At 67.9% G+C, this 16,871-nt stretch carries 16 protein-coding genes; 9 read left to right on the top strand and 7 right to left on the bottom strand.

The window, feature by feature from the left end; all coding sequences use genetic code 11:
• Window positions 1-164 precede the first annotated feature (164 nt).
• From coaBC to DQW50_RS06455, 3 genes are read right to left on the bottom strand one after another with little or no spacing between them, the layout of a single operon-like run.
• The gene (gene coaBC, locus DQW50_RS06445) at window positions 165-1,334 is read right to left on the bottom strand and encodes a bifunctional phosphopantothenoylcysteine decarboxylase/phosphopantothenate--cysteine ligase CoaBC (RefSeq protein ID WP_112078472.1); all 1,170 of its coding nucleotides are present in this window, start codon (window positions 1,332-1,334) and stop codon (window positions 165-167) included.
• A gap of 25 nt (window positions 1,335-1,359) precedes the next feature.
• Entirely contained in the window at window positions 1,360-2,445 is a 1,086-nt protein-coding gene (locus tag DQW50_RS06450; protein ID WP_112078473.1) for a DNA topoisomerase IV subunit A, read from the bottom strand.
• The gene (locus DQW50_RS06455) at window positions 2,446-4,914 is read right to left on the bottom strand and encodes a DNA topoisomerase VI subunit B (RefSeq protein ID WP_112078474.1); all 2,469 of its coding nucleotides are present in this window, start codon (window positions 4,912-4,914) and stop codon (window positions 2,446-2,448) included.
• A 134-nt stretch (window positions 4,915-5,048) separates the two neighbouring features.
• Here DQW50_RS06455 and DQW50_RS06460 point away from each other — a divergent pair, with 134 nt between their 5' ends.
• The 5 genes from DQW50_RS06460 (at window position 5,049) to DQW50_RS06475 (ending at window position 8,790) form a co-directional block, all read left to right on the top strand.
• Entirely contained in the window at window positions 5,049-5,480 is a 432-nt protein-coding gene (locus tag DQW50_RS06460) for a desampylase (RefSeq protein ID WP_112078475.1), read from the top strand.
• Window positions 5,481-5,652: 172 nt separating this feature from the next.
• Entirely contained in the window at window positions 5,653-6,813 is a 1,161-nt protein-coding gene (locus tag DQW50_RS06465) for a Fic family protein (RefSeq protein WP_112078476.1), read from the top strand.
• Between the two features lie 348 nt (window positions 6,814-7,161).
• Window positions 7,162-8,106, top strand: coding sequence for an agmatinase family protein (locus DQW50_RS06470; protein WP_112078581.1), 945 nt, complete (start codon window positions 7,162-7,164; stop codon window positions 8,104-8,106).
• Window positions 8,107-8,165: 59 nt separating this feature from the next.
• On the top strand, window positions 8,166-8,291 hold the full coding sequence (locus DQW50_RS18610; protein ID WP_255417622.1) for a hypothetical protein: 126 nt from the start codon (window positions 8,166-8,168) through the stop codon (window positions 8,289-8,291).
• A gap of 1 nt (window position 8,292) precedes the next feature.
• Window positions 8,293-8,790, top strand: a complete 498-nt coding sequence (locus DQW50_RS06475) for a thiol-disulfide oxidoreductase DCC family protein (RefSeq protein ID WP_112078477.1) — start codon at window positions 8,293-8,295, stop codon at window positions 8,788-8,790.
• A gap of 60 nt (window positions 8,791-8,850) precedes the next feature.
• On the opposite strand, the gene DQW50_RS06480 is transcribed toward DQW50_RS06475, so the two are convergent.
• Together DQW50_RS06480 and DQW50_RS06485 are read right to left on the bottom strand one after the other, a co-directional pair.
• A complete protein-coding gene (locus tag DQW50_RS06480) occupies window positions 8,851-9,567 on the bottom strand; it encodes a type 1 glutamine amidotransferase (RefSeq protein WP_112078478.1) in 717 nt (238 codons plus the stop codon).
• Between the two features lie 81 nt (window positions 9,568-9,648).
• Entirely contained in the window at window positions 9,649-10,242 is a 594-nt protein-coding gene (locus DQW50_RS06485; RefSeq protein ID WP_112078479.1) for a DJ-1/PfpI family protein, read from the bottom strand.
• A 262-nt stretch (window positions 10,243-10,504) separates the two neighbouring features.
• Between DQW50_RS06485 and DQW50_RS06490 the strand changes: the two genes are divergently transcribed.
• Window positions 10,505-11,581 (top strand): hypothetical protein, encoded by a 1,077-nt coding sequence (locus DQW50_RS06490; RefSeq protein ID WP_112078480.1) that lies wholly within the window; start codon window positions 10,505-10,507, stop codon window positions 11,579-11,581.
• 116 nt (window positions 11,582-11,697) lie between these two features.
• A complete protein-coding gene (locus DQW50_RS06495) occupies window positions 11,698-12,675 on the top strand; it encodes an oxidoreductase (RefSeq protein WP_112078481.1) in 978 nt (325 codons plus the stop codon).
• A gap of 87 nt (window positions 12,676-12,762) precedes the next feature.
• Here DQW50_RS06495 and DQW50_RS06500 read toward each other — a convergent pair whose 3' ends face one another.
• Window positions 12,763-12,957 carry a cold-shock protein gene (locus DQW50_RS06500; protein ID WP_112078482.1) on the bottom strand — a complete coding sequence of 65 codons (195 nt, stop codon included), beginning with the start codon at window positions 12,955-12,957 and terminating at the stop codon, window positions 12,763-12,765.
• 103 nt (window positions 12,958-13,060) lie between these two features.
• Between DQW50_RS06500 and DQW50_RS06505 the strand changes: the two genes are divergently transcribed.
• Window positions 13,061-14,233, top strand: coding sequence for an enolase C-terminal domain-like protein (locus DQW50_RS06505; RefSeq protein WP_112078483.1), 1,173 nt, complete (start codon window positions 13,061-13,063; stop codon window positions 14,231-14,233).
• Window positions 14,234-14,318: 85 nt separating this feature from the next.
• Window positions 14,319-15,284 carry a D-2-hydroxyacid dehydrogenase gene (locus DQW50_RS06510; protein ID WP_112078484.1) on the top strand — a complete coding sequence of 322 codons (966 nt, stop codon included), beginning with the start codon at window positions 14,319-14,321 and terminating at the stop codon, window positions 15,282-15,284.
• 20 nt (window positions 15,285-15,304) lie between these two features.
• Here the strand turns inward: DQW50_RS06510 and DQW50_RS06515 are convergent, their stop codons facing one another.
• Complete coding sequence (locus tag DQW50_RS06515; RefSeq protein ID WP_198664624.1) at window positions 15,305-16,849, bottom strand: M20/M25/M40 family metallo-hydrolase; 1,545 nt, start codon at window positions 16,847-16,849, stop codon at window positions 15,305-15,307.
• Window positions 16,850-16,871 lie beyond the last annotated feature (22 nt).

Here is a 16,871-nt window from a genome sequence, read left to right on the forward strand (position 1 = left end):
GGCTACACATGGGTATGTCTACCCGAGGCGTAGCCCTACCGGCCCAAAACAGTTTGTATCCCGGTCGACCCGCTTTCGGTCGCGTCGGCCGATCGATCGCTTCCGGATCCCGAGCGGTCGAGCGATCGCGCCCGAGTCCCCCGTCGGACCCGTGGTCGAGACCGTCAGTCGTCGCGTTTCAGGACCGCTGCCAGCCGGTCCGCGATCCGCCCGGCGACGGCGTCCTTCGACCCCGAGACAGGTTCGGGCTCGGTCCCCGCCTCCCCGACGAGCAGGACGCGCGTCCGGTCGTCGCCCATCACGCTCGCGTCGTTGGCGACGACGAACGCGAGCCCGACCCGGTCGCGGATCCGCTCGGCCTCCGCGACCATCGCAGTGTCGTCGCCCGACGTCTCCGCTTTGAACCCGACGAGCGGGAGGTCGGGGTGCGCCTCCCGGACGGAGTCGATCAGCTTCGGCGTCGGCCGAAGATCGACCGACAGCGGCGACCCCGACCGGATCTTCTCGTCGACGGCGTCGGCGGTGAAATCGGAGATGGCCGCCGCGGAGACCAACGCGTCCGCGGTCACTGCCGCCTCCCGACAGGCGTCGATCATCTCGTCCGCGGTCTCGACCCTCACGACGTCGGCGTAGGGGACCTCCGGACCGTCCTGGACGAGCGTCACGTCGGCCCCGCGGACGTAGCACGCGCGGGCGATCGCGCGACCGGTCTTGCCGGACGCCCGGTTCGTTAAGATTCGGATCGGGTCGATCCGCTCTTTGGTCGCGCCCGCCGTGACGACGACGTGGGTGCCGGAGAGCGCGTCCGACGTCGTCGCACGGGCGACCTCCGTGAGTATCGTCGACTCCGCGGCGATCTTGGCTTTCCCCTCCTCGATCCGCGGGTCGGCGAACGTCACGCCCCACGACGAGAGGGTGTCGAGCGCGGCGAGCACGCCCGGGTGGTCGTACATCGGCTCGTGCATCGCCGGCGCCATCACGACGGGCACGCCCGCGCCGAGCGCCGTGGTCACACACGTGGTCACCGGCGTGTCGTCGACGGCAGCCGCCACCTTCCCGGCGGTGTTCGCGGTCGCGGGCGCGAGCAACAGCACGTCCGCCCAGCCGTCGCGACCGCAGAGCTCGACGTGCTCGACGTTGCCGGTGATCTCCGTGACGACGGGCTCGTCGGTGGCGAAATCGACCGCCCACGGGTGGACGATGTTCGTCGCAGCCGGCGTCATCACCGCGCGGACGCTCGCGCCGTGGCGGCGCAGTTCGTGGGCGAGCTCGACCACCTTCACCGCCGCGATGCTGCCCGAGACGCCGAGCGCGACGTTGACCCCCGCTAACATTGTCGGCCGTTCCCGCCCCGGCGGCTTATAATACGCCCATCTCGTCGAGCCGCTCGGGGAGGTAGGTGTCGGTGACGAAGTCGAGCCCGCGGCTCGCGAGCGACTGCTGTTCGGACTTCTTGCCGATGTCGAGCTGGAGTTCGATCTGTTCCTCCCAGTAGTCGGTCTGGAACCGTGGGTCCTCGAGCTCGGACTCGAGGGCGTTGACGTCGGAGTCGGAGAGGGGGTCCGACGGGAGGTCGTACTCGACGATGTCCGCCGGCTGGATCCCGATGAACCGCGCCTCCGGCGTCGCGAGGTACTTCGAGAGGTGCGCGGACTTGATCGACCCGTACGCGACGGAGCCGTAGATCCGGTACGACCAGGGGTCGCCGTCGGTGAAGACGACCACGGGGAGGTCGAGCTCGTCGCGGAAGCGCTTCGTCAGCCGACGCGTGGCGCGGGCGGGCTGGCCGCCCAAGTGGACGACCAGCGCGTCGTGTTCCTCGTCGAAACCGTTCTCCACGAGCCGGTCGCGCATCCCGCCGGTCTCGACGCAGAGGACGAACTCCGCGTCGTTCTCGAGGAACTCGATGGTGTCGGGGTTGTTGGGGATCTGGTAGCCGCCCTGCCCGACGTCGAGCTGGCAGTGGATGTCGCGGTCGCCGCGGTTGGTCTGTTCGCGGATCCGCAACGGGCCCATCACCTTCGCGCCGGACTCCTCCGGGCGCATGTGGAAGTCCTCGCGGGTGACGCCCGTGACGATCTCGAGGTCCTCGACGAGGTCGTTCGACTCGTCCTGGCTGTTGAACTGCGCCTCGTCGTTGTCCCACGACTCCGAGAGGTAGTACAGCTCACGCAGTGTCGAGGAGCGGTCGTCGTCGAGCTGGTCAGCGAGGAACTCGATGGTGAACGCCGCCTTCAACAGCTTCCGCGCGCCGTTGACCGAGTTGGCACTCCGGACCGACGTGCGGTCGCCGTAGGTCCAGACGCCGCTTTCGGTGTCGTACTCGATGTTGCTCTTCGTCCGGGTCGGGAGCTCCAACTCCGGGATCCGCCCGGCTGCGAACTGGTCGTAGAAGTCCGCAGCCAGGTCGATCAGCTCGTCTCGTGCGTCGCTTTCGGTCGTCATTTACGCGTTCACCGTGAGTTTCTCCGTCTCCACGCCGCCGACGCTGACCTCGAACTCGGCGTCGTCGGCGACCGTGTACGTCAGTTCTCGCTCGTCGCCCGAGGGGACCTCGGGCTTCCACTGGACGAACCACTCGCCGTCCATGTCGACGACGGTGCCATCGGAGAGGTCCGTGGGCTCCGCCGAGACGATGTCCGTGATCTCCAGGGTCTCGTTCACGTCCGAGTGGTTCTCGACGACGAGCCGGACCGTCCCGTCGTCGCGTTCGCGCTCGACGCTCACGTTGTTCATGATCCGCGCCAGCGCGCCGTCGATGTCGGGGCGCGGCCGGCCGGTCACCTCCGAGACCTTGTCGGCCATCTCCGGGAGGATCTTACCGAGGACGTCCTGTTTCTCCCGGCGCTGTTGCATCGACCGCCGCTTGTTGAGGTACGACTTCAGCTCGCGCGCCGCCTCGCGGACCGCGAGTTCGATCTCGTCTTCGATCGCGGGGACGTTCGCGAGCGCGTCCTTCGACTCGCTCGTGAACGGCACGTTCGTCGACGCGACGTGGATCGATATCACCGCGGGGCCGTTCGGCATCCCCGATCCGCCGGGCTGGTCGAGCCCGTAGTTGCGCCAGCCGATCGACTTGATCACGTCGGTGGTCGCACACGCCCCGCGCTGGTAGACGAGCGGGACGCGGTTCGCGAACCGGAGCAGTTCGACGGAGCCCTCCGCGGGGATCGCTCCCCCGTAGGCGATCCCGGCCTCGACGATGAACGGGTCGCCCCCGTGGACCTCCGCGTCCCGCGTCGCGGCCGCGTAGAAGTCGGCGTCGTACTCCTTTCGGAGCCCGGCCTCAACCAGTTCGGCCGTGATCGGCGCGAGACAGTCCGTCGGCGGCGCGAGGATGTCGGTCGCCCGCATCGCCTCCAGCAGGTCGGCCGCGGTGTCGCGGTCGCCCGCCACGTCCCGCACCTTCGGCGGGTCGTCCGGGACGGTCCGCGCCCGCGACCAGACCGCGTCGACGACGTTCCCGCGGGCGGTCTCGCCGAACGTCGCGTCGTGCTGTTCGGCGACGAAGCTCGCCGCGTCCGCGACGAGCCGCTCGAGGTCGTCGCGGGTGATCCGGAACGCGTCGCCGTCGAGGTCCTCGAACCGACGCGCGAGCGCCTCGGCCATCGCCCGCACCACGGCGTCGTCCTTCCGCGTCGACGTGGCGTCGTCGACCAGGGCGTAGACGTCGGGGACGAGCGGCGGCTCGCCCGGATCACTCCCCGCGGAGTCCTCGTCGTCGCCCGTTTCGCCGGTTCCGTCGCCGTCGCCGCCGACCCCGGTGATCGCCCGCCATGCGGCGTCGACCGCGTTGCCGCGGACGGTCCTGCCGAACGTCTTCCCCGTGTCGCCAGCGACCGTCTCCGCGACGTCGTCGACGATGCTCGCGAGTTCGGACCGCGAGAGCCGGTCGCCCCCGGCGACCGTCTCCGCGATCCCCTCGGAAAAGGCGGCCGTCGCCGTCGCGCCCTTGTTGGCGACCGCGTCCGCGACCGCGTCCGCGACGTCGCGGTCGTCGTGTGCGCGCGGCGGCGACCACGACAGTTCGCGCCCGTAGTACACGTCGCGGAACTCGTCGATCACGTTGTCGGCGGTCTTCTTGCCGACGCGCGTGAACTCCTCCTGGAGGAACCCCGAGATCGAGTAGGACTCCGTCGCCTCCAGCATCTTGATCAGCGCGCCCAGCTCGACGCCGTGCGGGTGCGGCCGGATCTCCGTCGTCTCCGCCGGTAGCTCGTCGGTCGCGCGCTCGAACTTCATCGGCCCCTCGAGGCCGGGCTCCCGCAACTCGATCCGGGCGTGCGGGTTGACGACGGCGGTGTGTTTCACGTAGTCGTGGAGCTGGGAGCGCGCCCGCATGTTCGCCTCCATCTCCAACTCGATCCGGGTGCCGTGCGGGCGGTCCCAGGTGGTGGTCTCGTCGACGCTGATCTCCGGTTCGTTGGTGTCGGTGTCGATGATCAGCTCGAAGTACTGCGCGTCCGACTGCCCCTTCGGACGCGAGGTGATCCTCGCCGGCTGGCCGGAAGTCAACTGAGAGTACAGGACGGCCGCCGAGATGCCGATACCTTGCTGGCCACGTGACTGCACTCTGGCATGAAACCGACTACCATACAGAAGCTTTCCGAACACTTTCGGGAGCTGCTCTTTGGTGATCCCCGGCCCGTTGTCCTCGATCACGAGCCGGTAGTAGTCGCCGACCTCAGTGATCTCGACGTAGATGTCGGGGAGGATCCCGGCCTCCTCGGTCGCGTCGAGGGCGTTGTCGACCGCCTCCTTGACGGCGGTGACGAGCCCGCGAGCGCCCGAGTCGAACCCGAGCATGTGTTTGTTCTTCTCGAAGAACTCGGCGATGGAGATCTCGCGCTGGCTCTCGGCCAACTCCTCCGCGATCCCCTCGTCCTCGCCGAGGCTCGACTGGAAGGACGTCATTCGGTGAGCGTACCTTTCGCCGAGGGGAATAAAAACGAACCGGCAGCGAGGTGAAAGTAGAGACCGATCGATCCGACCCCCATCCGCCGGACCCGGCGGAGAGGTTTATGCGTCCCTACAGCGTGATCACGGCCGTGATCGAGTTCACCCGCCCTGCCTACGACGCCGTGGTCGACCACGCCCGTGGCGGTGACCCGGCCGAGGTGTGCGGCGTGTTGGCGGGAACGCCCGTGGACGGAGCCGCCGATCGGGACCACGACGTCGTCGTCGAGGCGCGCCCGACCGACAACGTCGCCGAGCGCCCGGAGACGCGTTACCGGATCGACCCGGAGGAGCTGTTCGCGGTCGTCGAGTCGGTCGAGGACGATAGCCTCGAGGTCGTCGGCTTCTATCACTCACACCCCGGGGGACCGGCGCGACCGAGCGAGACCGACGTCGACCGCGCGACGTGGACGGACCGCTCGTACGTCATCTGCGCGCTGGACGGTCACCCGTTCGTCGGGTCCTGGCGCTGGCGGGGAGACGACGAGGGGTTCGAGCCGGAGACGGTCGCGCTTCGGGAGTAACGAAATCGAAGTCCGGTGAGCTGCCTCGGGGCTTGACCACCGCAACAGTTCACGACGTTCTCGCGTCCAAGATCGACGGCAGTAGGTATACACAGCGTCGCGTCCGACCCCACTATTCAAACTAGTTTATATCCAATATGATTAAGATGCGTCACACACGATCTAATTCAAAATGAGAACTCGAGATCTGCCTTCGGAGGCGCCGGGGCACTATCGGCAGTCCCATCCACGCCCCTACTACATTCCGGAGAAATTGCCCGTCTCATCCCCGATCGAGATCGATGGCGAACTCACATCGACGATATCGGACGCAACGTTTCAACTCGGACGCATTGACGGAATAAGTCCGACAGTCGATTTCTCGCCGGTGTTGTACACGTCGCTTCTCAGACTCGAAGCCGTCGAAACTGCCGAAATTGAGGGGGCGGACGTCGAGATGGATGAGGTATACGCGTACCACACACGGAGCAAGTCCGGTGACGCCGGGAGTGTGAGTCGTGACTTACAAGAAGTTCTCAACGCCGAACAAGCCCTCAGAGACGGCTTTGATGCGATCAAAGGCGACGAGTCGATCTCGTTAGCACTACTCAGATCCCTACACGAAACACTTCTCGAAGGGGTTCGGAACGAAGGCGAAATCGTCGGAGAGTGGCGAGACAGTGATGTCCATATCCCGTCACCACGTCGAAGTCAACCACCGTTTGTTCCGCCACCAGCGGACAGCGTCTCGGGATTGATGGAATCGCTTGAAGCGTACATTCGAATGGGGGGTGAGTATCACCCGTTAGTCGACCTGGCGATCACCCACTACCAGTTCGAGACGATTCACCCCTGTTCGGATGGCAATGGACGCCTTGGACGCATCTTGATCGTGTTACAATTACATGAAGCCGGCTACCTGTCCGACCCATACCTCTACCCGAGCGCCTACTTTAATCGGAACAAGCGGGAGTACGTTGAAAAGATGCGGGCGGTCAGCGAGGAGGGCAACTGGTATGACTGGATCGCGTTCTTTATTGAAGGCATTACAGAACAAGCCCGTGATTCCTACGAGCGGACGTTCGAACTGATCGAACTGCGCCGAGAGTACGAAACGCAATATCCGGGTCAAAAGACGAGTCACAAGCTCGCGCGAGATCTGTTCGAGCTTCCGTACTTCACTGCGAACGACATCACGGAGCGATTCGATGTGAGCCGACAGACTGCCTACAACGCGATCGAAGAAGTCGAAGCAGAGGGCTTGGTTGTCGAGGTGACTGGCCAACAGCGCAATCGGGAGTACAAAGCAGTCGATATCTTCGAAATCCTCGAGCGGGCTCCCACAGGTGCGTGAGTTTTCGGACGATTCCGGAAACGAAGTGTTTCCACAAGTGAATTCGGGAGACAGCGAAGGAACGAAGGAAGGGATGAACGGCGATTAGGGGCATTCCGGACGACCGGCGCGAACGTTTAATTGGGGACGACGCGACTGCCTACGCGAGCCGCCAGTTACAGGATCCGACACGATACGTCGAGATACACAACACATGACGACTCAGACACACCACCCGATCGAGACCGTCCGGAGCGACACGACGAGCGACGCAGCCGCGGGGGTCCGAGCGTGACCGACCCCGAGACCGGCGCTCCGGAGAACAGGGCGGCCGCGTTCCGCGAGTCGACGCCGGGCGCGGACGTCGAGATGGCCTACGCGGGGATCGACACGTTCCTCAAGGGCGAACCGCGCGATCCGGGCGACCTCGACGACGTCGACGTCGCGGTCTTCGGCGTCCCCTACGACGGGGCGGTCTCCAACCGGCCGGGCGCGCGGTACGGTCCCGGCGCGGTCCGCGAGGCGAGCGCGTGGTGGGCGTACCTCTCCGAGTACAAGGGCGCGCTGACGAACATGCGGACCGGCGAGGGGGTCGACTTCGACGCGTTCACCGTCGCGGACGTGGGCGACGCTCCCGTCTTCCCGATGGACCACGAGGCGACCGCCAAGAGCGTCACCGCCCACACTGCGACGCTCGCTGCCCGGGCGTTCCCAGTGATGATCGGCGGCGATCACTACTGTACGTTCCCCGCGTTCCGCGGCTTCCTCGAGGGGTCGGACCACGACCGCGTCGGCTTCGTCCAGATCGACGCCCACACCGACACGGTCGCCGAGAGCCCCGTCTTCGGCACCGACTTCCACGGGTCGAGCACCGCCCGGATCGCGGAGCTGCCGGGCGTCGAGTACGACTCGGTGAGCCAGGTCGGGATCCGTGGCTACGAGTCGCCCGGCTTCTTCGAGTTCGCCGAGGAGACGGGGCTGAACCTGTACACCATGCGCGACGTCGAGGAACGCGGGATCGGGCCGGTCGTCGCCGACGCGGTCGAGGCCGCCACAGCGGACACCGACGCGGTGTACGTCACCTTCGACATCGACGCCGTCGATCCGGGGGTCGCGCCCGGCACCGGCACGCCGTGTCCGGGTGGGCTGACGTCCGGGGAGGCGCTGGAGACGATGGAGGTGCTCGGCGCGCACGACGCGGTCGGGGCCGTCGACCTGATGGAGGTCGCCCCGCGGTACGATGCCACCGAGGGGACGGAGCGGCTCGCCGCGTACCTCCTCGTCACGTTCCTCGAACGGAAGTTCGCCACGTGAGGAAGCGTCGGAGGCGGGACGGCCAGAAGGTATTTTCCCCCGCGCCGACGATTCTGGGTATGATCCGCTCGTTGGAGACCGGCCGGCGACGGCCCGGCGATCACCCCACAGAAGGCGAGACGACCGGGCGACTCGGGGGGGACGCGACGGTCCCGCGTCGCCGGCGGGTCGTGGGGGTGAGCTGAGATGGTGTCCGGGACGGCGACGGGACCCGAGGAGCCTACGGGTGGCCCCGAGGAGCCTGCGGATGACCTCGAGGAGCCTACGGGTGACCCCGCGGACCCGCCCGAGAGCCCGGTCGTCCTCTTCGACGGGGTGTGTAACCTCTGTAACGGGGTCATCCAGTTCCTGATCCCGCGCGACCCGGAGGGACGGCTCAAGTACGCCGCGTTACAGTCGCCGGCCGGCCAGGCGCTGTTGGAGCGACACGACTTCCCGACCGAGGAGTTCGACTCGTTCGTCCTCGTCGAGGGCGATCGGACCTACACCAAGTCGGGCGCAGTGATCCGGATCGCGGAGCTACTCGGCTGGCCCTACCGGATCGCGAGGGTCGGGCGGGCGCTCCCCCGGCGGGTCCGTGACCGACTGTACGAGTTCGTCGCGGACAACCGGTACGACTGGTTCGGGCGAAAAGACCAGTGTATGGTGCCCGACGAGGACGTCAGCGACCGCTTCCTCTCCTGATACCGCCGACCTACTCCGCGGTCACCGTCCGACCAATTCCGCCGTTTCCGTTGTCCCGACCTATTCCGCCGTCCCGACGGCCTCGGTCGACCTGGACCCCCGGGTGGCCATCCGTTCCGCGACGAGCTGTTCGAAGTTCTCGAACACCCGACCCGGCGTGACGTCCGCGAAGGAGAACCCCCGTTCGTCCCAGCCGCCGCCCTCGCGGATCGCCTCGCGGTGTTCGGCCTCGATCTCGGGATGGAACTGGACGGTCCACAGCGGCGCGCTCCGGTGGCGGGTGCCGAATATCCGGGCGTGGTCGGCCGAGGCGATGACCTCCAACCCGTCGCCGAGTTCGGTGACCGCGTCGCCGTGGAGGGCGACGACGACCGGGGCGACCCCGTCGAAGATCGGGTCGTCGCCGAGGTCGGCCTCGACGAGCGCGTGGGTCGTCCCGACCTTCTCGACGGTCCCGCCGAGCGCCGAGTTCACCACCTGGTGGCCGAAACAGACGCCGAGCGTCGGGATCCCCCGGTCGACGAGCTCGCGGACCAGCTCCTCCGCCTCGCCGATCCACGGGCGGTCGTCGGCCTCGTAGACGCCCGCGGTGCTCCCGGTGAGGACGACGCCGTCGGCCTCCTCGAGCGGGACGCGGTCGCCCGCGACGAAGTCCACCTCCGTGGCGTCGGGGAACCACGACGCCAGCGCGTCGCAGTGGTACTCCCGGTCGGGGTTCGGCTCGTTTCGGACGACGTACAGGTGCGGTTCCTCGGCGTCGGTGTCGGGGGCACTCATGCGTATCGGATATCGGTGTCGAGGGGTCTTAGTTGTGGCCCGTCAGACGGGAGAACGCGGGCGGTCGAGGGTGTCGGGCGGTCAGTCGTCGGCAGTCGCCATCGGGTCGCCGTGTGTGACCTCGTCGCCGAGGAGGTCCATGAACTCGGCGAGCCACTCCGGGTGGTCCGGCCACGCCTGGCCCGTGACGAGGTTGCCGTCGCGGACGACCCCGTCGACCCACGAACAGCCGGCGGCCTCGACCTCGGGACGGACCGCCGGGTACGCGGTCATCTCGTACCCGTCGAGGACGCCCGCGGCCGCGAGGATCTGCGGGCCGTGGCACACGGCGGCAACCGGCTTCTCCGCCTCGAAGAAGTGACGGACCGCCTCGATCACCTCCTCGTGGGTCCGGAGGTACTCGGGCGCGCGGCCCCCCGGGACCACGAGCGCGTCGTAGTCGGCGGGGTCGACGTCGTCCATCGTCGCGGTCAACGCGAAGTCGTGCCCGCGCTCCTCGAGGTACGTCTGGTCGCCGCGGAAGTCGTGGATCGCGGTCTTGACCGTGTCGCCTTCCTCCTTGTCCGGGCACACCGCGTCGACGCGGTGGCCGACCGCCTGGAGGGTCTGGAACGGGACCATGATCTCGTAGTCCTCGCCGAAGTCGCCGACGATCATCAGGATGTCCTTCGTCATTGCGTCTCGATGATACGTCGAGGAGTGACATAAGTCTTTAACGAACGTTTTCGATCGATGGAGTCCCGGATCGTCTTCCGGGTACGGATAGAACCGACGATCCAGTACTCGAGCACGGGGTTCCCGTTGGAGAACGCCACCACGATCGTTTTGGCGGATCTAACTTTCACGCTATGCGATACATTCATAACTTATAGACATCCTGATGTATGCTGTGCGGTAACTGGATACACGATCGTATCCGGGCCGCGACGGAGTATTCATGTCAAAAGAACGCACGAACGGTGGGTCGGATAGATGGGGGAGAACCGGGCGACGGGCGTTCATCCGGTCCGCGGTCGCCGGAACGGCCCTCGTCGGTGGGTCGGGAATGGTCGCTGGAGCGCCGGGGAACGACCCCGGTGGGAAGGACGGCGGAAACGATGGCGGCGGGAAGGGGTTCCCGCCCGAGGGGGTCACCGAGTACGGCGACAGCGTCGACCTCGGGGACGGCGAGGTGCGGACGTTCACCACCGAGACGCCCTCCGGGAACCCGAAGTACCACGGCGTCGAGTTCGAGCGGTCGGCGCTGGAGGGGTTGCCGAGTGCCGACGAGTTGGGGGACGTCATCGGAGACGAGGACGACGACACGTACGACGACAAGTACGGTAAAAGCGGCGAGGCGTTGACGGTCCACTTCAAGAACTCCCTCGAGTTCTTCGTCCCGTTCCCGGACGCCGAGGGGACGCCGTTCACCTTCCTCGGCCTCAACTGGAACCCGGGCGGGCACCCCGGCGGGGTGGGGGCGTGGGAGAAACCGCACTTCGACATCCACTTCAACACGCTCGAGACGGAGACGGTCGACGCCATCGAGGGCCCGCAACTCCCCCCGTACGACGAGATAACCGATCGGAACGACGACGGCGTGCCGATCGCGATCGACTCGGCGCTGGAGGAGTCACAGATCCCGGCGGGCTACGCCCGCTCCCCGCCGGTGGCGGCCGAGGAGCGGTACATCACCGACATGGGAGAGCACACGGCACCGATCGACGCGCCCGAACTCCCCGGCGCACCCGGCGAGTCGGGCGATCCGGACGCGTTCTCGAACACGCTCATCCAGGGGTTCGTCGGCGTCGACGACCACGGGGACGAGCTCGGGTCGAACCCGCAACTGGCGTTCGTCGAGCCGATGATCACCGAAGAGTTCCTCAAGGGGCACACGGGAACCGAGGAGTACGAGATCCCGCAACCGGCGGTGTATCCGTACGAGGACACGCACCATCCGACCGGCTACAGCGTCCGCGACGTCCCGTCGAGGGATTCGATCGTCGTGGCCATTGAGGACTTCGAGGAGGTCTGAGACGTCGAGGAGGTCCGATCCGGTTCGGTGGCGACCGCCCTCCAGCCGGCGACCGCCCTCCAGCCGGCGACCGCTCCGGCGACAGCTTTCTCCTTCCGGCGCCACTCCGATCGGATATGACCGACTGGACTCCCGCTGAGATGCCCGACCTCGAGGGGAAGACGGTCGTGGTGACCGGGGCCAACAGCGGGCTCGGATTCGAGGGTACCCGCGCGTTCGCGAGCAGGGGCGCGACCGTCGTGATGGCGTGCCGGAGCGTCGAACGCGGCGAGCGGGCGGTCCGCGAGATACGCGCCGACTCCGGGGGCGAAGTCGACGGCGACCTCGACGTCCGCGAGTGCGACCTCGCCTCGCTCGACTCGGTGGAGGCGTTCGCCGAGGGAGTGCGGGGAGCGTACGACGCGGTCGACGTCCTCTGTAACAACGCGGGCGTCATGGCGGTCCCGCGGAGCGAGACCGCGGACGGGTTCGAGACGCAGTTCGGCGTCAACCACCTCGGCCACTTCGCGCTGACCGGCCGGCTGTTCGACCTCCTGTCCACAGCCGACGGGGTTCGTGGGACCTCCCGCGTCGTCACGCAGTCGTCGGGCGCGCACGAGCAGGGCGAGATGGACTTCTCCGATCTCAACTGGGAGGAGTCGTACGGCAAGTGGAGGGCGTACGGCAGGAGCAAGCTCGCGAACCTCCTCTTCGCCTACGAACTCCAGCGCCGGATCGAAACCGCCGAGTCCACGGGCGAGGACCTCGGCGTTCGGAGCGTCGCCTGCCACCCGGGATACGCGGACACGAACCTCCAGCTACGGACCGCACGCGAGAGCGGCAATCCCCTGTGGAAAGTCGGGATGCGCGTCGCGAACGCGCTCTTCGGCCAGGACGCCGCGGTCGGCGCGGAGCCGATGCTGTACGCTGTGACCGCCGACGTGGGCGGCGGCGCGTACGTCGAACCGGGCGGGTTCTTGAACATGCGCGGACATCCGACGGTCGGCCGGTCGAACGACGCTTCCTACGACCGCGTGGACGCCCGCAGGCTCTGGGAGTACTCGGTCGAGGCGACCGGCGTGACGTTCCCGTTCGGCGAGAGGGACGGTTCGTGAGCGGACCTCACCCGGCGCGGTCGCTGGCGGGTGTAATATACGCGGGACACGTTTCGGGAGCTGTCCGGACGGTCCTCGAACCGTCGGTTACAGTCGAGTGAGGTTCTTCGCGCGCGGACCCTTCTCCGCCTCCTCGATCTCGAACTCTACCTCCTGGCCTTCCTCGAGGTCCGGGCCGCCGACGTCCTCCATGTGGAAGAACACGTCCTCGTCAGCGTCGTCAGTCTCGATGAATCCGTAACCGCCGGTGTCGTTGAAGAAGTCGACCTTACCTGTCGCCATCGCACCCGAACCCACTCGTAACGGGAATATAAGTGTTGTGTACACCCGACCCCGTCCTCCGGTACGAGCGCGGGTTTATACTCCGGTTCCGTCTCGTCCCAGTATGGGACCGACTATCACGGCGGTCGAAACCGTCACGTTCGAGTACCCGGCCGACCACGTCACGCCGAACCCGCTCGGAACCGGCCTCCAGTACCAGCCCGGCGCGCGGACCGACCTGACCACGCACGCGATCCGTATCGAGACCGACGCGGGCGTCACCGGGGAGTACGTCGGCGGAACCGCGCCCGGAATGGCGCAGGTCCGGAGCAGCGCGGGGACGCTCCTCGGCCGGGACGCGCTGGAGCGCGAGCGGATCTGGGACGTGCTGAAACGGACCCTCCGGAAGTTCGACGGGACGGGCATCGGCCCGATCGACATCGCGCTGTGGGACCTCGCCGGCAAGCACCACGGGGCCCCGGTTCACGAACTGCTCGGAACGTACCGCACCCGGCTCCCGGCCTACGTCTCGACGCACGCGGGCAGTGAGGACGGGGGGCTGGACACGCCGACCGCCTACGCGGACTTCGCGGCCGACGTGAGGGACCGAGGGTTCCCGGCGTACAAGCTCCACACGTGGCGGGGGTTCGAGGAAGTCGACATCGAGCGGGAGATCGAGACGGTTCGGGCCGTCGCGGAGCGGGTCGGTGACGAGATGGACCTCATGCACGACCCCGTGTGCGAGTACGAGACGTACGGCGACGCGCTCGCGGTCGGTCGCGAACTCGACCGGGGCGGCTACTACTGGTACGAGGACCCGTACCGCGACGGGTCGAAGTCACAACACGCTCACCGTCGGCTCGCCGACCGGCTCGACACCCCGTTACTCTTGACCGAACAGACGAGGTGGCTCGAACCGCACGCCGACGCCATCGCGAACGACGCCACCGACTTCGTCCGCGCGGACCCGGACCTGGACGGCGGGATCACCGGGGCGATGAAGATCGCCCACGTCGCGGAGGGGTTCGGCCTCGACGTCGAGTACCACCTCGCGTCCCCGGCGTCGAGACACTGTATGGCGGCCACGCGGAACACGAACTACTACGAACTCGGCCTCGTCGCCCCGGAGTGTCCGACGCCACACTCCGAACCGCCGGTGTACGACTCGTACACGGACACACTCGACGCCGCGGAGGACGGCCGGTATCCGGTTCCTGACGGCGACGGGCTGGGCGTCACCTACGACTGGGAGTACATCCGCGACACTGCGACCGCGTCCACGCGCGTCGAGAAATGAATCGCCGCCGACACAACGGTTATTCCCGACGCCCCGCATTCGGTGCCATGACCGGACCCGACCCGGACGTTCGTGGTGAGTTCCGATGACCGACGCCCCCGACGTGGTCGTGCTTCGACGAAGCGCCCACGGGATGGACACCGAGGAGTACGCACGCGAGTTGCGGAAGCGGCTCCCCGACTGGACGGTGGCGCGGGCGGCGACGCCGGCCGAAGAGCGGGACCTCGTTGAGCGGGCCCCGGTGGTGACCGGCCACCGGCTCCCGCCGGCGGTCCTGGAGGCCGCGGACGCGATGGAGTACTTCGCGTGTGCCTCCGCCGGAACCGGTCACCTCCCGCTCGAGGCGCTCGCCGACCGCGGCGTCGTCGTCTCGAACGGGTCGGGCGTCCACGGCCCGAACATCGCCGAGTACGTCCTCGGACAGCTCCTGGTCTTCACCCGCGACTTCCACCGCTCGTGGCGGCAGCACGAGGGACGGGAGTGGCGGCACCACCAGTCGCGGGAGCTGAAGGGGGACACGGTGACGATCGTCGGACTCGGCGCGATCGGCCGGGAGGTCGCCCGGCGGTTGCCCCCGTTCGGCGTGGAGACGATCGGCGTCCGGTACACCCCCGACAAGGGCGGCCCGACCGACGAGGTGATCGGGCTCGACCACGACGCGTTCCACGAGGCGCTCTCACGGACCGACTACCTCGTGATCGCCTCCCCGCTCACGGCGGAGACGAGGGGGTTGGTCGGCGAGGCGGAGTTCGAGACGCTCCCGTCGGACGCGGTGCTCGTGAACGTCGGTCGCGGTCCGATCGTCGACACCGACGCGCTGGTGTCAGCCGTCCAGACGAACCGCCTCCGAGGGGCCGCACTCGACGTCACCGACCCCGAACCGCTCCCCCCAGACCACGACCTGTGGGGGTTCGACAACGTGTCTATCACGCCCCACAACGCCGGCCACACGCCCGAGTACTACGCCCGGCTCGCGGAGATCGTGGCAGCCAACCTCGAACGAGCCGCCGAGACCGGCGACTACGGGACGATCGAGAACCGCGTGGCGTAGGGGTCAGTGCGAGCCGAGGGTCAGTGCGAGCCGAGCGACCGGATAACCCTCGCGCTCGTCCGGATCCCGTTCTCGAAGCAGTCGACGTCGAGATGCTCGTTCGGCGAGTGGTTCCCCTGGTCGTGGTTGGCGTACGGGACGACGAGGACGGGCACGTCCGCGAGCGCCTCCACCTCGCGGAAGTAGGCGGCCGGCAGGCTCCCGCCGAGCACGGGCAGTTCGACCACGTCCTCGTCCCACACCGTCGCCAACGACTCCCGAACCGGCACGGCCATCGGCGTGTCCACCGGCGTCTTCATCGGCGGGAAGGTGCCGTGTTTGGCCACCTCGACCCGCGGCTCACGCTCGCGGAGGTGGCTCCGAACGGCCTCGAAGACGGCGTCCGGGTCCTGGTTCGGGACGAGCCGGAAGTCGAGCTTCGCCGACGCCCTCGCCGGGAGGACCGTCTTCATCCCTTCGCCCTGATAGCCGCCGGAGAGCCCGTTGATCGTCATCGTCGGCCGGGTCAGGAGTCGCTCGTAGTAGGGGTCCGCGGTGGCGAGCCGGTCGACGTCGAGCTCGCGCCGGATCGCGTCGCTGTCGTCGGGGATCGCTGCGACGAGCTCGCGGTCCGCGTCGGTGATCGCGGTTCCGTCGTGGAAGCCGTCGACGGCGACCCCGTCGCCGTCGTCCGCCCGCATCGACGCGAGGAGTTCGACGAGGCGGTTCGTCGCGCCCGGGATCGGGCCGCCGAAGTTGCCCGAGTGGAGGTCCGTGTTCGCGGTCCGGAGGTCGACCTGGACCGAGAGGACCCCGCGGTTGCCGTACATCAGCGTCGGCACGCCCGCGCGGACGCCGTTCTCGCCCGCCACCGCGTGTCGGGGCCCGTCGGCGACGTACACGAGGTCGACGTCGGCGAGCGCGTCGGGCTGGCTCCGGAGGTACTCGCGGAGGCCCGCACTGCCGCTCTCCTCGCCGCCCTCGACCAGGAGTTTCACCGTCACGTCCGGGAACGCGTCGGCTGAGAGCAGGGCGTCGACCGCGAACGCGTGGGCCGCGAACTGGCCCTTGTTGTCGCCCGCCCCCCGGGCGTAGATGGAGCCGTCGCGGACCGTCGGCTCGAACGCCGGCGACTCCCACGCGTCGACGTCGCCCGGCGGCTGGACGTCGTAGTGGCCGTAAAACAGGACGGTCGGCGCGTCGTCTCCGGCCCCGGCAACGTCGCCCGCTCCGCCCACGGGACCGCGCTCCGCGTACACCAGCGGGTACCGCTCGGTCTCGATCCGCTCGGCGTCGAGCCCGGCGTCCGCGAGGACGTCGACCACGAGCCCGGGGGCCACGTCCATCCCCTCCCCCGTCGTCGAGACGCTCGGCTGGGCGAGGAGGTCGAAGAGCCGGTCGCGGTACGCGTCGGCCCGCTCGGTTATCGTCGCCGCGACCGCGTCGTCGGTTCCTCCTCCGCCGTCGGTGCGTGCTCCGCCGCTCGCGTGTTCCCGGTCGTCCATGTCGACCCCGACGCCGGGGCGGGTCGTCGTCCTTGCGGTCGCGGCACCCGTCTCCGGGAGACCGACGAGGCGTCCATCCACGGGACAGCGAGGTCACCACTCG

The organism is Halorubrum sp. 48-1-W, assembly GCF_003287355.1.
Lineage (GTDB): Archaea > Halobacteriota > Halobacteria > Halobacteriales > Haloferacaceae > Halorubrum.

Coding starts and splice junctions, on each gene's coding strand:
- coaBC (WP_112078472.1), bottom strand. CDS start 1,334: ATGTTAGCGGGGGTCAACGTCGCGCTCGGCGTCTCGGGCAGCATCGCG.
- DQW50_RS06450 (WP_112078473.1), bottom strand. CDS start 2,445: ATGACGACCGAAAGCGACGCACGAGACGAGCTGATCGACCTGGCTGCG.
- DQW50_RS06455 (WP_112078474.1), bottom strand. CDS start 4,914: ATGACGTCCTTCCAGTCGAGCCTCGGCGAGGACGAGGGGATCGCGGAG.
- DQW50_RS06465 (WP_112078476.1), top strand. CDS start 5,653: ATGAGAACTCGAGATCTGCCTTCGGAGGCGCCGGGGCACTATCGGCAG.
- DQW50_RS06470 (WP_112078581.1), top strand. CDS start 7,162: ATGGCCTACGCGGGGATCGACACGTTCCTCAAGGGCGAACCGCGCGAT.
- DQW50_RS18610 (WP_255417622.1), top strand. CDS start 8,166: ATGATCCGCTCGTTGGAGACCGGCCGGCGACGGCCCGGCGATCACCCC.
- DQW50_RS06475 (WP_112078477.1), top strand. CDS start 8,293: ATGGTGTCCGGGACGGCGACGGGACCCGAGGAGCCTACGGGTGGCCCC.
- DQW50_RS06480 (WP_112078478.1), bottom strand. CDS start 9,567: ATGAGTGCCCCCGACACCGACGCCGAGGAACCGCACCTGTACGTCGTC.
- DQW50_RS06485 (WP_112078479.1), bottom strand. CDS start 10,242: ATGACGAAGGACATCCTGATGATCGTCGGCGACTTCGGCGAGGACTAC.
- DQW50_RS06490 (WP_112078480.1), top strand. CDS start 10,505: ATGTCAAAAGAACGCACGAACGGTGGGTCGGATAGATGGGGGAGAACC.
- DQW50_RS06495 (WP_112078481.1), top strand. CDS start 11,698: ATGACCGACTGGACTCCCGCTGAGATGCCCGACCTCGAGGGGAAGACG.
- DQW50_RS06500 (WP_112078482.1), bottom strand. CDS start 12,957: ATGGCGACAGGTAAGGTCGACTTCTTCAACGACACCGGCGGTTACGGA.
- DQW50_RS06505 (WP_112078483.1), top strand. CDS start 13,061: ATGGGACCGACTATCACGGCGGTCGAAACCGTCACGTTCGAGTACCCG.
- DQW50_RS06510 (WP_112078484.1), top strand. CDS start 14,319: ATGACCGACGCCCCCGACGTGGTCGTGCTTCGACGAAGCGCCCACGGG.